Origin of the sequence: uncultured Campylobacter sp. (genome assembly GCF_937981295.1) — a bacterium.
Taxonomy (GTDB): Bacteria; Campylobacterota; Campylobacteria; order Campylobacterales; family Campylobacteraceae; genus Campylobacter_B.
In genome coordinates this window covers 1-15,045 of sequence record NZ_CALJPC010000076.1, presented here as the reverse complement: position 1 = coordinate 15,045, position 15,045 = coordinate 1, and the positions used below count along the sequence as shown (strand labels likewise).

The following is a 15,045-nucleotide window of genomic DNA, read 5'->3' as shown; positions in this document are numbered from 1 at the left end:
TGCAATTTTAATCTTACAAGGATGAGTCATGCAAGATTTTAGCAAGGAAAAGATAGAGTCGCTGGTTGTCAGCTGGAAAAATCACAACAAAAACCAATTCTGGCTCAAAAAACAAACCGCGATATCAAAGTATTTAGGCGAGATCAAGCGCTGCCTGGCGAGCTTTGATGAGACCGAGAACGAGTTTTTGCAAACTTTATATATAAATCTCAGCGACGGCAATCTTAGAAGCTGCAAAATTTTATCTTTGGGCGAGAAGTTCGCGCACGCCGAGTATTTCTTTATGGATCAGTTTTTTGATTCCAATATCAGCGCGTTTTATTACGATTTTGCTTTCAAAGATCGCATCGTCGGCAAAAAAGAGCTGTTTCCTAAAAATGCCGTAAAAAGCGTAGATAGCGTGCTTAGCGGCGAGGATAAAAATATCGTATCGCTTTATGTTTTCATCGAAAATATCGTTAAAAATTTCAATAGCTATTCGCAGGAGCGCACCGCGCGCGATATTTTTAAACAAAAGCTAGTCAATTTCTACGACGAGCTTTACAGGCTTCTTACGGCGGTGGATAGCGCTTTAGCGATCGATTTTTTCGACGTGGCGCTACATAATCAGCCCTTCGTGCTGATGGAATTTTTAAAATCCGCGATAAATGCCGATAATTTCTATCTGATCGACAGCTACCTAAGCGACGACGGAATGCTAAATTTAGGACTTGCCGAGGGCGGCGATTTCGCGCAAATTTCGCGCGAGAAGCTCTATCTGCTAGCCAGCATATTTGCGCAGTGCAACGACGAGTTTCCGACGCTCGTTTATCGCGATGAAACCGCGCAAATTTTATCCTTGCTATACGACGAAAAGGTTGAAATTTTTGAAGAATTTTACGAGGTGAGCTCGCGATTTATCGCGGAATTTACCCCGTATCCGCAGGACGTCGTGGGTGCGGCTAGGATCGTGTATTCGTCGCTGTTTTTCGAATACGTCAAGAACTACAAAAGCGAAGAGGTTGCGAAAAATACGATATTTTACGGCGCGATCGGCACCGGCAAAACCCGCAGACTGCGATCTTTGATCACTGAAAAGAAACTTGCGGCGAAAAATTTCCGCTACATTTGCCTGCACGAAGGCTTTGAATATCGCGATTTCATCGACGGATTTTACGGCAAAAGTTTCATTGACGGCGAGTTTAAGGTGCTTTGCAAAGAGGCGCTAAACGATCCGAAGGGCGAGTATTATTTTTTGATCGACAATGCAAGCGCCGCGAGCTTGGATAAAATTTTAGGCGAGGCTGCGGTGCTTTTAGATCGTCGCTACGACGAGGAAGACGAGCTTTCGCTTATCCGCACGAAAAATTCCCACGTAATCGACGGCTTTGAAGAGGGCGAAAAAGCGCGCGCCAGCGTCCTTTTAAAGGACGGCCGCTCATATTTTGCGGTGCCTAAAAATTTATACGTCCTATGCACTCTAAGTGAGCACAAATGCGTTTCGCCGTCGATCGCAAAGGCGTTTAGATGGATCAGATGCGAGTGCGATTACGGCGCGCTTGAGGATTATTTAAGAGATCGCGAGATCGTAAATGCAAGCGCGGTCGTTGCGGTTTGCAAGGCGCTGAATAAATTTATCGCCGATGAGGCAAGCGGCCTCGGCGCGATCGGACACGGCGTATTTATGGGGCTAGGACGCTACCAAAACAACGCACAGATCATGCAGGAGGGGCTAAACGGCTTTTTTGCCGAGGTGCTGGAGCCGATCTTTAAGTGCGCAGCAAGCGGCGAAGATACTGCTGTGAGCCTTAGCGAGCGCATCGCTGAAGCTAAGAGCGTGTTTAAATTTTAGCCGCCGCTTAGCAGGAATGCCTATATTTGCAATGAAATTTTAAAATTTCATTGCATTGTGCTTCACTTGCGCTTAGATATATGGCGGCGAAATTTGGGTTTTAAATTTAGCAAAAGTTTGCGCGCCGCCACTTATTTGCGACGCGCCGTAGCAATGCCGGTCTATTAAATTGATATAAATTTAGACTTGAAATTTTAGTTCTCGCTTGCCATACCTATTGGGCGCGCGAGCACGGAGTCAGAGTGAAATTTTGAGTTTTAAATTTAGCTCGGGCTGCCAAATTTGCACAAATTTTTATTTTAAAATTCCCGCCGTATTTTATACATAGAATTTTACTTGTCGGCGCAACCTCCGTTTTGATTAAATTTGATTGAAGTGAGCCTATAAATTTAAGCGGCGTGGGCTTTTAAATTTAACCCAAAAGCCCCGCGCCTTTTACTCTCTGCGAGCGATCTGCCGCGTAGATCCTCTTCCCGCCTACTACTTTGCCGCCCTCGATTTTGCCGCCCTTTACGTCGTATTTCCAGATCGGCGCGGCCGCCTTGAAATCCTCCACAAACTCGTTTATTAGCGCCAGAGCGACCTTGCGCTGCGGGCTTACGACGCCTGTGACGTAGGAGCTTTCGTGGATTGGCACATCCCCGTTTGCATGTGCAAAAAGCACGAATGCGCCCCGTGCTGCGGCCTTTTGCTGCCACGCTTCGAACCAAGTTCGCAAAATCGGCTCATAGATATCGAAGCTCAGCGCGCAGATGCCGCCCTCGTCGCGCACGATGCCCACGAAAGTAATGAACGCGCCGCAATTTGCGTCCTTAAATTTAGCGTACCAGCGCGATAAAATCGCGTTCACGTCCAAGCTGCCCTCATAAATTTCAGGCTCGATCCCGCTTAAAATTTCCGGATTAAATTTAGCCTCGTTCATCGCCGCTTCCTAAGCTTAGCCGCCGCAAACGGGAGGCAGAAGGCTCACGCGATCGCCGGATTTAAGCGCAAAATTCGCATCATAAATCATCTTATCATTTACCGCCACGGCGCAGTTTGCGAGCCACTCTCGCAGGCTTTCGTCCTTTTGCAGCTCCGCTTTTATCTCTTGCAAGGAGTTTGCGTTTAGGCGCAGGGGCTCGCGCCCGATCGGCCCTAGAAATTCTACTTCTACCATTCTTGTCCTTTTTTAAAGATTGGGCGATTTTAACCAAAAATTCATAAAATTTTATATAATTGCGTAAAAATTTAATGAGGAAAAACGATGAAAATCGATGAAATTTCGACTCCCGCTTACGTGTGCGAGGAGCAAAAACTGGTAAAAAATTTAGAAATTTTACGCGGCGTGGGCGAGCGAAGCGGAGCAAAAATTTTATGCGCGCTAAAAGGCTTTGCGTTTAGCTTCGCGATGCCTTACGTTGGCAGATACCTCTGGGGCGCTACTTGCAGCGGCCTGCATGAGGCAAAATTTGCCGCGGAATTTATCAAAAACGGCGAAATCCACACATACTCGCCCGCGTTCAAAGAGGATGATTTGGATGAAATTTTAAAAATTTCAAACCATGTCGTGTTCAATAGCGCCGCGCAGTGGCAAAAATACCGCGCAAAGGCGCTCGCTGCGGGTGCGTCGTGTGGACTACGGCTAAATCCGCAGACCTCCTTCGCGCCCAAAGACGCTTACAATCCGTGCGGCAGCCTTAGCAGGCTCGGGATGAGCCTTGAAGCGCTGCAGCGGGCGATCTTGCAAGACGGCGAGTTTTTGCGCGGCATATCGGGGCTGCATTTTCACGCGCTGTGCGAAGAGAGCGCTCAGAGCTTAGAACGGGTGCTCGAGGTTTTCGAGGCGAAATTCGGCAAATATTTTAGAACCCTAAAGTGGCTAAATTTCGGAGGTGGTCATCATATCACGCGCGCAGGTTACGACGTGGAGCTACTGATAGATCTGATCAAAAAATTTCGCGAAAAATACGAAGTCGAAATTTATCTTGAGCCGGGCGAGGCGGTCGGTTGGGAGTGCGGGTATTTGGTCGCTAGCGTTCTTGACATAGTAGAAAACGACGCTAAAATCGCTATCTTAGACGCTTCCCCTGAAGCTCATATGCCAGATACCGTTCTGATGCCGTATCGTCCTGCGGTGCGCGGCGAGAGTAAGAGCGGTAAATTTAGCTATCGTTTCGGCGGAAACACCTGCCTCGCAGGCGACGTCGTGGGGCTTGAGAGCGGACAGCCCGAGTATAAATTTGACGCGCCGCTAAACATCGGCGATCGGGTGATTTTCGAGGATCAGATCCACTACACGATCGTGAAAAACACGACCTTTAACGGCATCAAGCTGCCCGATCTCGTCTTAGCGGACGAGCGCGGAGAGGTTTTGGCAATCAAAAAATTCGGCTACGACGAGTATGCGCGGCGAAACTAGCGCCGCACTTAATGCAAAAATGTAATTTTGCTTTGTAAGAAAATTTTTTGCAAAAAATGATATAATCGGCTTGAATTTTATATCTAAGGAAATCCATGAAAAGATTGTTTCTCGCGCTTTTTGCCTGTATTTATGCGCAGGCCGAAGAGAAAAAATATGCCGATATCGTGCAGGGAAATAGTGATGTTTGGGGCAATGCAAGGCTTGAAAACATCGATAGCTACGGCAATGGCTTCGGTCCGATTTTTCTGCAATTTCAAGGACATCTGCAAAGCTCGGGCTTTTTTGCTTGGTTGGCGCTGGGTGCGGTTTTGGGCGTAATCATAGCTTTTATTGGGCACTACGCGATCATAGGACCGAAGCACTTCGATCATCATGCGGGCAAACCGATCTATGCGTTTAATAAATTTGAGCGACTATATCATCTCGTAGCGGCCGTAGCATGGGCGATCTTGGTTCCGACAGGCTTGATTATGATGTTTGGCGAAGAATTCGGCGGCGGCGCTTTCGTGAGATTTTGTAAAAACGCTCACGGACTGGCTACGATAGCGTTTGCGATTGCCGTTGTGCCTATGCTAGTGACATGGTTTTGGCGTATGCTACCGCGAACTTACGATATCAGATGGATGATGATCGTGGGCGGCTATCTAAGCAAAAAGAAGCGCGCAATCCCTGCGGGTAAATTTAACGCAGGCCAAAAGGCGTGGTTTTGGGTCGCGACTTTAGGCGGTATAGTGATGATAGCGACGGGCGCGTCGATGTTTTTCCTAGACTACGATATCCCGGCGATGAGAAGTGCGCTAGGTATGAGTCAGATCGAAATTTTAAGAGCAAGCGCGATTATTCATAATTTTTTGGGCGCGGTCTGCGCGGTGTTTTTGCTCGTGCATATCTACATGGCGGTCTTTGCGATCAGCGGTGCCATTCACTCGATGATCGACGGACACAAGCCGGAGGAGGAAGTTTACGTACTTCACCACTACTGGTATCGCGAGCTGTTGGATAAGGGGCAGATCGCTAAATCGCAATTTGAAGCGAAGTACCCGCGCTTATAACTTGGGTAAATTTTATGCGGGCCTGCTTGCGTGCGGCTCGCATTAGCTTTGAGGTTCAAAGAATTTTTATTTTAAGGATTTCACATGCAACTAGATTGTCGCAATTTAAATTGCCCGGAACCGCTTTTGCGCACCAAAAAAGCCCTCGGCGAGCTAAAAATCGGAGAGAGTTTAGAAATTTTAGTAAACGACGTAGCGCCTCGTGAAAACATAAAACGCTTTTTGGCTAAAAACGGCTTTGAGGCGCAAATTTCACAAGCGGGCGCCGACACGCTTATAAAAACCGTAAAAACGGACGAGCTGAAAGATGAAAGTATCGACGATATTTATTGTAGCGTAACGGCGCCAAAAGGAGGCAAGGTGATATTTCTAAACGAGGAGCAGTGCGGAAGCGGCCCGATCGGAAAGAGTCTGCTTGCTAAATTTTTAGGCGCAGCGCTAAGCTTAGACGAAAAGCCAGTGAAGGTGATCTGCGTAAACAACGCCGTGCATATAACCACGAATCGCGGCCACGAATGCTTTGAGGCGATCAAAAAGCTAAACGAAGCGGGGGCTGAAATTTTAAGCTGCGGAAGCTGTCTGGAGAGCTATAAACTAGTCGATAAGCTCTCGATCGGCGAGATCTCAAATGCATACGAAATCATGGACGTCCTATCAAAATACGAAGTAATCAAACTATGATCTACAGAGATTTTAACCTCACGAAATTTATTGCAGCCGCCGGTTGAGCCGCCAAGCTTGACCCGGCGGGTCTAACCGAAAATCTTGGAAATTTAATCGAGCCCAATGCAAGCCTGCTTTCGTCCACCTGCAGCAACGAAGATGCGAGCGTATTTCGCATAAATGACGATCTTGCGCTCGTGCAGACGCTCGATTTTATCACCCCTTTAGTGGACGATCCGTTTATCTTCGGACAGATTGCGGCGGCAAACTCCCTAAGCGACGTATTTGCGATGGGTGGCGAAGTGATAAATGCCCTAAATATCGTGGGTTTTGACGATTGCCATTTCTCAAATGAAATTCTGCGCGAAATTCTGCGCGGCGGCAAAGGCAAGATCAAAGAGTGCGGAGGGGTTCTGGTGGGCGGTCACACCATCTCTACTCCTGAAATTTATTACGGGCTTAGCGTCACGGGGCGGGTGAATCCGCGTAAATTTTGGAGCAATAATACTGCGCGCGAAGGCGACCTGCTGATCCTAACAAAACCTCTCGGTACGGGCATCATCGCTACGGCTATTAAGGCGAAATTTCTTAAATTTGAAGAATTTCGTGACGCGATAGAGAGCATGATTTTGTTAAATTTTTATGCCGTGGGCGCGCTAGGAGGTCTAAAAATACATGCCGCGACCGACGTGACGGGCTTTGGACTACTTGGACACGCGCTTGAAATGATAAACGAGAACGTGAGCTTTAAAATTTATCCTAGCAAAATTCCGCTTCTAAAAAGCGCCCTCAGATGCCTTGATGAGGGGCTGATCCCCGCCGGAAGCTATAAAAATTTAAAATTTATCGCGCCTGGTGTCGATTCCGAGCCGGACATAATGCTTTGTGACGCGCAAACTAGCGGCGGACTTCTGCTTGCTGTAGCGGAAAAGGACGCGGCGCGAGCGCTTGAGAATTTAAAAAACGCAGGTTACGCTAGTAGCGCTATCATCGGAGAAGTTATAGCACATGCCAAACATAAAATTTATTTAGTTTAAAATCTTTTCTATTCAGCCCCCTTTAAGCATCGCTCTTGTATAATCACAATTCTGTTTCGCACCGAGCCGAACCTGCTTTCTTAACTCTTAAGTCCTAGTAGTTTTAGCCTTTTAGCGAACGCGTTTTTTAAAATTTTAACTGTTAAAAACAAATATCTTTAGTCAATCTTTGAAATCTAAACAAGTGATCGATTGAGCCTATGGATTTAAGATTTAGATCGCCGGATCGAAATTTAGAGAATTCTTTACGTCCGTAACGAATATCTAAGTTAGCATCTAGCTTTAACTAAACCTATCCGTAAAAACAATGTTACAAAAACATAAAGTTTTTAGATTAAAAACTTCATAATCGTATCTACCTGTATAAGTATAAAGAATTTAAATCATAGATTAAATTTAAGACGCAGAATAAGATCGTAGCCAAGCTTCGGTTTTAATGCTATCCTTAGAAATTTATGATTTGTGAAAAACTTATTTTTTCGCAAATCTTTGTAACTTTAGGTGGGTGCAGGGAGCGAAAGCTCTCGCTCGCAGTAACGGCTTTGCCGTTGCGAGAAGTATAAATATGGAGAGTTTGATCCTGGCTCAGAGTGAACGCTGGCGGCGTGCCTAATACATGCAAGTCGAACGGAATTTAAAAGAGCTTGCTCTTTTAAATTTAGTGGCGCACGGGTGAGTAATATATAGCTAATCTGCCCCTTGCTGGAGGACAACAGTTAGAAATGACTGCTAATACTCCATACTCCTTTTTACCATAAGATAAATCGGGAAAGAATTTCGGCAAGGGATGAGACTATATCGTATCAGCTAGTCGGTGGGGTAACGGCCTACCGAGGCTATGACGCGTAACTGGTCTGAGAGGATGATCAGTCACATTGGAACTGAGACACGGTCCAAACTCCTACGGGAGGCAGCAGTAGGGAATATTGCGCAATGGGGGAAACCCTGACGCAGCAACGCCGCGTGGAGGATGACACTTTTCGGAGCGTAAACTCCTTTTGTTAGGGAAGAATAATGACGGTACCTAACGAATAAGCACCGGCTAACTCCGTGCCAGCAGCCGCGGTAATACGGAGGGTGCAAGCGTTACTCGGAATCACTGGGCGTAAAGGACGCGTAGGCGGATTATCAAGTCTCTTGTGAAATCTAACGGCTCAACCGTTAAACTGCTTGGGAAACTGATAATCTAGAGTAAGGGAGAGGCAGATGGAATTCTTGGTGTAGGGGTAAAATCCGTAGATATCAAGAAGAATACCTATTGCGAAGGCGATCTGCTGGAACTTAACTGACGCTAATGCGTGAAAGCGTGGGGAGCAAACAGGATTAGATACCCTGGTAGTCCACGCCCTAAACGATGTATACCGGTTGTTGCTGTGCTAGTCACGGCAGTAATCCACCTAACGGATTAAGTATACCGCCTGGGGAGTACGGTCGCAAGATTAAAACTCAAAGGAATAGACGGGGACCCGCACAAGCGGTGGAGCATGTGGTTTAATTCGAAGATACGCGAAGAACCTTACCCGGACTTGATATCTAACAAATCATCCAGAGATGGAAGAGTGTCTGCTTGCAGAAATGTTAAGACAGGTGCTGCACGGCTGTCGTCAGCTCGTGTCGTGAGATGTTGGGTTAAGTCCCGCAACGAGCGCAACCCACGTCATTAGTTGCTAACGGTTCGGCCGAGCACTCTAATGAGACTGCCTTCGTAAGGAGGAGGAAGGTGTGGACGACGTCAAGTCATCATGGCCCTTATGTCCGGGGCGACACACGTGCTACAATGGCATATACAATAAGACGCAATATCGTAAGATGGAGCAAATCTAAAAAATATGTCCCAGTTCGGATTGGAGTCTGCAACTCGACTCCATGAAGCCGGAATCGCTAGTAATCGTAGATCAGCCATGCTACGGTGAATACGTTCCCGGGTCTTGTACTCACCGCCCGTCACACCATGGGAGTTGATTTCACTCGAAGCGGGAATGCGAAATTCGCTACCCTCCACAGTGGAATCAGCGACTGGGGTGAAGTCGTAACAAGGTAACCGTAGGAGAACCTGCGGTTGGATCACCTCCTTTCTAGAGTACAAATAGATATCCTCTCACAAGGTATCTATCATAAAGTCTTAGCGCTAACATATTATTTATTAGCTCTAAGCACGCTCAATCGAGCTTGTTTAGGTTTGAGAGATTGACGGACAAGATTAAATCTTAGTCTTATATTTTATAAGCTATTTTCCTTAATATATTGAAGTAAGAATTAATTGCTTAATACAATCTATTTTATATTGTTAAAATAGATTTGTTTAGATTTTTTTCTTAGACGAGGAAGTTTTAAGAAAATCAAGCAGCGTATTAGATATACACGATGTCGATTTTTGCAAAACTGACGAAGTATAAGGAAAAAGATAAACGAAGATGGGGAATTAGCTCAGCTGGGAGAGCGCCTGCTTTGCACGCAGGAGGTCAGCGGTTCGATCCCGCTATTCTCCACCATAAGATATTTGCGCCATATTTAATTCGACGTTAAATCTAAATAGAGAATTTTAATTCGGTTTTACCAAAACAGATTTGGTTTGTTAAATTTAACAAATTTGATCAAGCTATCATAACTTAAAATTTTCTATTTAGGTTTACCCTAAACGTTCTTTAAAGTACCATTGTTAAAGTCACAATCAAGTTTTAATAAAACAATTTTACAGGACTTGTTAAAGCTTTGATTATTCGAAGTGATGCCAAGCCTTTAGCCTTATTATGTTATCCAAGGTTAAAAGCTAAGATCAATACACGCTTATAGAGCCTAACTTACTTTATGAGTTTGATCTCTTTCCGTCTTAATTCGAGTTAATCAAATACTATAGAATAAATTTAACGCTTCGGTTTTAAAGATAAAGCAATTCAAAAATGCTTATCCGTAAACCAAATGCTTAGTTAGATCGATTTTATCTTTAGCAAGGAAGTAATGCGAATTAGAATATATAAATAAATCTAATAACTTCTTTACCGATTATGATCCGAAACCAAGCTTTAGAATTTGCTTCAATGGAAATTTTACGGCAACGCCGAAAGCGTTGCTGTGCTTTAGGTGGGTCGAGGGAGCGCTTGCGCTCCCCGTCGGAGCAAGAGCTTTGCTCTTGCGAGAAGTACTAAAAAAGGTAAGCTACTAAGAGCGAACGGTGGATGCCTTGGCTAGTAGAGGCGATGAAAGACGTGCCAGACTGCGATAAGTCTCGGGGAGCCGTCAAGGGGCTTTGATCCGGGAATTTCTGAATGGGGCAACCCAATACATAGCGATATGTGTTACCATTAATGGAGCCAACGCGGGGAACTGAAACATCTAAGTACCCGCAGGAAGAGAAATCAATAGAGATTACGCTAGTAGCGGCGAGCGAACGCGTAAGAGGGCAAACCACTAGTTTACTAGTGGGGTTGTAGGACCGCAACATAGACTAGGATCTGATAATAGAACAATCTGGAAAGGTTAGGCATAGAGGGTGATACTCCCGTATATGAAATCACATCCTTACTTAGCGGTATCCTGAGTAGGACGGGACACGTGAAATCCTGTCTGAAGCCGGGTCGACCACGATCCAACCCTAAATACTACTACTAGACCGATAGCGTACAAGTACCGTGAGGGAAAGGTGAAAAGAACGGCGGTGAGCCGAGTGAAATAGAACCTGAAACCGTTTGCTTACAATCATTCAGAGCACTATGTGGGTCTGTTTGAATATTAAGGACGGCTTGTCTTTTGGCGATAAATTAATGAGTTCGATTTTTTCTCAATCGATAGGCTAAAAGCCTTATCTCAATCGAAAAAATCTTCACAACATTAATTTCTCATCCAAAATACCGCGCCTTTAGGCGGGTATATCTTGTTTTTACAATTTTTTTATAAATCATCGGATTAAATTTGAAATTTTAAAAGTAAAAAGAGGTAAAACTTCTAGAATCAGAATTTCAAACCGTAGATTAAATTTAAATAGATCAAATTTAAAATTTAAATCAAACAAGATAAGACGATCCAAGATTAGTATTGAAACAGATCCACAGTGTGATGGACTGCCTTTTGCATAATGAGCCTGCGAGTTGTGGTGTCTGGCGAGGTTAAGGAAACCCGGAGCCGTAGCGAAAGCGAGTCTTAATAGGGCGATTAGTCAGATGCTGCAGACCCGAAACGATGTGATCTATCCATGAGCAGGTTGAAGCCGGTGTAAGAGCCGGTGGAGGACCCAACCGACGGCCGTTGAAAAGGCTCCGGATGACTTGTGGATAGGGGTGAAAGGCCAATCAAACATCGTGATAGCTGGTTCTCTCCGAAATATATTGAGGTATAGCGTCGTGTAGTAGTTATAAGGGGTAGAGCACTGAATGGGCTAGGGCATACACCAATGTACCAAACCCTATCAAACTCCGAATACTTATAGCGTAACCACGGCAGTCAGGCGGCGAGTGATAAAATCCGTCGTCAAGAGGGAAACAACCCGGACTAACAGCTAAGGTCCCCAAATCTCATTTAAGTGGAAAACGATGTGAAGTTACTGAAACAACCAGGAGGTTGGCTTAGAAGCAGCCATCCTTTAAAGATAGCGTAATAGCTCACTGGTCTAGTGATTTTGCGCGGAAAATATAACGGGGCTAAAATGAGTACCGAAGCTTTAGATAGTGTCTATGATTATTTATACTAGCTTGTCTCTTTGGCATCTTTAAATGAGCTTCATTTTTTCTCCTGCGGCAACCTACACCGGTTAGCCTTAGTCGAAAAAATATCAGCAACATTTAAATATGCGCAAAGATACTTCGCTTTCTGCATTCAAATTTGAATGCAAGGTCTTAATCTAAATTTTATAAATTTCAAATTTCTTAGAATTTTAAAATTTAGCAACAAAAAGCAAAAAGACAAGCCTAAGTAAAGTATAAATACTCATAGACACTGTGGTAGGAGAGCGTTCCAATAAGCGTCGAAGCCGTACCGGTAAGGAGCGGTGGAGCGGTTGGAAGTGAGCATGCAGGCATGAGTAGCGATAAAATACGTGAGAATCGTATTCGCCGTAAACCCAAGGTTTCCTACGCGATGCTCGTCATCGTAGGGTTAGTCGGGTCCTAAGCAAAGTCCGAAAGGGGTATGCGATGGAAAATCGGTTAATATTCCGATACCGATATCAGTGTGCGACGGAAGGACGCTTAAAGTTAGTGGAGCTAGCGGATGGAAGTGCTAGTCTAAGGAAGTAGGTTGAGTTATAGGCAAATCCGTAACTCTTTATCCGAGATCTGAAAGGCTTCTGACGCTCTTCGGAGTAGATGAAGAATCCATGATACTATCGAGCCGAGAAAAGTTTCTAAGTTTAGCTGATATCGCCCGTACCGTAAACCGACACAGGTGGGTGGGATGAGTATTCTAAGGCGCGTGGAAGAACTCTCTTTAAGGAACTCTGCAAAATAGCACCGTATCTTCGGTATAAGGTGTGCCTAGCTTCGTTAAGAATTTACTTCGTAAGCGAAGAAGGTTACAACAAAGAGTCCCTCCCGACTGTTTACCATAAACACAGCACTCTGCTAACTCGTAAGAGGATGTATAGGGTGTGACGCCTGCCCGGTGCTCGAAGGTTAATTGATGACGTTAGCTTACGCAAAGCGTCTGATCGAAGCCCGAGTAAACGGCGGCCGTAACTATAACGGTCCTAAGGTAGCGAAATTCCTTGTCGGTTAAATACCGACCTGCATGAATGGCGTAACGAGATGGGAGCTGTCTCAAAGAGGGATCCAGTGAAATTGTAGTGGAGGTGAAAATTCCTCCTACCCGCGGCAAGACGGAAAGACCCCGTGGACCTTTACTATAGCTTGACACTGCTACTTGGATAAAGATGCGCAGGATAGGTGGGAGGCTTTGAGTCGTAGATCTTGGTTTACGATGAGCCATTGTTGAGATACCACTCTTCTTTATTCGGGTAGCTAACTAGCCTAAGTTATCCTTAGGTAGGACAATGTCTGGTGGGTAGTTTGACTGGGGCGGTCGCCTCCCAAAATGTAACGGAGGCTTACAAAGGTTGGCTCAAAGCGGTTGGAAATCGCTTGTAGAGTATAAAGGCAAAAGCCAGCTTAACTGCGAGACATACACGTCGAGCAGAGACGAAAGTCGGTCTTAGTGATCCGGTGGTTCTGTGTGGAAGGGCCATCGCTCAAAGGATAAAAGGTACCCCGGGGATAACAGGCTGATCTCCCCCAAGAGCTCACATCGACGGGGAGGTTTGGCACCTCGATGTCGGCTCATCGCATCCTGGGGCTGGAGCAGGTCCCAAGGGTATGGCTGTTCGCCATTTAAAGCGGTACGCGAGCTGGGTTCAGAACGTCGTGAGACAGTTCGGTCCCTATCTGCCGTGGGCGTAAGAAGATTGAGGAGAGTTGACCCTAGTACGAGAGGACCGGGTTGAACTGACCACTGGTGTACCGGTTGTTCTGCCAAGAGCACCGCCGGGTAGCTAAGTCGGGATGTGATAAGAGCTGAAAGCATCTAAGCTCGAAGCCGACTCCAAGATGAATCTTCTTTTAAGAGCTCTAGTAGACTACTAGTTTGATAGGCCGGATGTGTAATGGATGAAAGTCCTTTAGCTGACCGGTACTAATAGCTCGTTTGCTTATCTTTTAAGCATTACTTCCTTGTTAAGGATAAGATTGATTCCTAATTTTTCACTATGCTTCGTTAAACTTCGCTGCAGACTTCGGTCACATACCATACGTATGCTCCCTTGTCTTTGCTCGTTTGCCTCGCCTAGCAAAAAATTAGTTCTCAATTCGAAATAGTAAATTTTTACTGTACCTTATCAACCTTTGTTTTTATAAAACAAGATCTGACTTTAACGATGAACGCAGTGTTAAATAAGAGATTATAAAAGATATTCGTAATCTACGATTAATCCAAATTAGATTACGAAGTATTTTTAAATATGAGGCGAATAGACAGGAACGAGTAAAGCTCATATGCTACGAGGTCAAAATTCGTATAACGTATTCGCAAGATATTACTATCAAACAACAAAAGCAATCCCTTATTTAACACTGCCTGTGGCTATACAGACGAGGAAACGCCTTGCTCCATCTCGAACCAAGAAGCTAAGCTCGTCCTGGCTGATGATACTATCCGTTACTCGGACGGGGAAAGTAGGTCGCTGCAGGCTTTGTTAAAATTCCATAACTTTCCATACAATTTTCAATTTAAATTCTATTCTGGTGTCTTTGACCTACTGCTTCTTTTAGCCAATAAATATTGCTTGATAAATTTAAAATTCCATAGCCTTTTTAGAATTTTAGAACCTTCTGCAAATACAAATTTTAAATCTAATCCTCCATCAATATAAAATCTTAAAACTCTGCATTAAATTTAACTTATATTGAGTGAAAAATGATATGGATTGAAATTTTTCTATAATACTTGCTTGTTTGTATCATTTTTTAATACTATCTGTTGCGTTTGCTTTTTAACTTCTATGGCGCGATCTTTATTTCTAACCTCTCCTAGCCTCATTTATGATTTATACGTTCGTTCGTTTTTTAATACATTGCTGCGCTTTTATATCTAAATTATAAAGCCGCCGGCACTTATAAAGCTTTCCGCATGATTTAAACTAGATGGCCAAGCCAAATAAAGCTTGGCAGGCGTTATTACTTAATATAATGAAACGTTCTATAGGCAGATAAAACCCTATTAAAAATCAAGCCCGTAAAAAGCATGTTCTACAAAAGAAGCTTATTGATGCGGCTAAATTTTATGAAGATTGCCCGCCCATCCTCGCACGTATAGTATCCGCGCCTTTTATAACACCAGTATTCTGTTGCCGTATGCGTCTAACATCGCCCGTAAAGCCTCCGTGCGTGGCAAGGTGGGCTAAATTTCATAAATACCGCCGCTTAGCCTTTTATATGATTTAAATCCAAATCCCGTTTCAATGCTTGCGGTATTAAATTTAATATATCTAGCTTTATCCGCGCCTATCCGTTTTTTAAGATCAGGCTAAAATTTAACGTATTTATTTAATAAAACGATCAAAGCAGATAAAATTTCAAT

7 protein-coding genes, 1 tRNA gene and 3 rRNA genes are annotated in these 15,045 nt (G+C 44.5%); 9 read left to right on the top strand and 2 right to left on the bottom strand.

Going from position 1 to position 15,045, the window contains the following annotated elements; genetic code table 11:
* The first annotated feature begins 28 nt into the window (after positions 1-28).
* Complete coding sequence (locus Q0135_RS06965; protein WP_297989424.1) at positions 29-1,831, top strand: hypothetical protein; 1,803 nt, start codon at positions 29-31, stop codon at positions 1,829-1,831.
* A 412-nt stretch (positions 1,832-2,243) separates the two neighbouring features.
* On the opposite strand, the gene Q0135_RS06960 is transcribed toward Q0135_RS06965, so the two are convergent.
* A complete protein-coding gene (locus Q0135_RS06960) occupies positions 2,244-2,753 on the bottom strand; it encodes a molybdenum cofactor biosynthesis protein MoaE (RefSeq protein ID WP_297989422.1) in 510 nt (169 codons plus the stop codon).
* Between the two features lie 15 nt (positions 2,754-2,768).
* Positions 2,769-2,990 (bottom strand): MoaD/ThiS family protein, encoded by a 222-nt coding sequence (locus Q0135_RS06955; RefSeq protein ID WP_297989420.1) that lies wholly within the window; start codon positions 2,988-2,990, stop codon positions 2,769-2,771.
* An 87-nt stretch (positions 2,991-3,077) separates the two neighbouring features.
* Here Q0135_RS06955 and nspC point away from each other — a divergent pair, with 87 nt between their 5' ends.
* The 8 genes from nspC (at position 3,078) to rrf (ending at position 14,158) form a co-directional block, all read left to right on the top strand.
* On the top strand, positions 3,078-4,232 hold the full coding sequence (nspC, locus tag Q0135_RS06950) for a carboxynorspermidine decarboxylase (protein ID WP_297989418.1): 1,155 nt from the start codon (positions 3,078-3,080) through the stop codon (positions 4,230-4,232).
* A gap of 95 nt (positions 4,233-4,327) precedes the next feature.
* Positions 4,328-5,287: a formate dehydrogenase subunit gamma gene (locus Q0135_RS06945; protein ID WP_297943966.1), complete on the top strand. Its 960-nt coding sequence runs from the start codon at positions 4,328-4,330 to the stop codon at positions 5,285-5,287.
* 84 nt (positions 5,288-5,371) lie between these two features.
* Complete coding sequence (gene yedF, locus Q0135_RS06940) at positions 5,372-5,968, top strand: sulfurtransferase-like selenium metabolism protein YedF (protein WP_297989416.1); 597 nt, start codon at positions 5,372-5,374, stop codon at positions 5,966-5,968.
* On the top strand, positions 5,968-6,987 hold the full coding sequence (gene selD / locus Q0135_RS06935) for a selenide, water dikinase SelD (RefSeq protein WP_297989444.1): 1,020 nt from the start codon (positions 5,968-5,970) through the stop codon (positions 6,985-6,987). Before yedF ends, selD begins: the two co-directional genes overlap by 1 nt.
* A gap of 562 nt (positions 6,988-7,549) precedes the next feature.
* A 16S ribosomal RNA gene (locus tag Q0135_RS06930) occupies positions 7,550-9,062 on the top strand.
* Positions 9,063-9,403: 341 nt separating this feature from the next.
* Positions 9,404-9,479, top strand: a tRNA-Ala gene (locus tag Q0135_RS06925).
* Between the two features lie 657 nt (positions 9,480-10,136).
* Positions 10,137-13,626: ribosomal RNA gene (locus tag Q0135_RS06920) — 23S ribosomal RNA — on the top strand.
* A 415-nt stretch (positions 13,627-14,041) separates the two neighbouring features.
* A 5S ribosomal RNA gene (rrf, locus tag Q0135_RS06915) occupies positions 14,042-14,158 on the top strand.
* Together the 16S, 23S and 5S rRNA genes with 1 tRNA gene alongside form the textbook arrangement of a ribosomal RNA operon.
* The last annotated feature ends 887 nt before the right edge of the window (positions 14,159-15,045 follow it).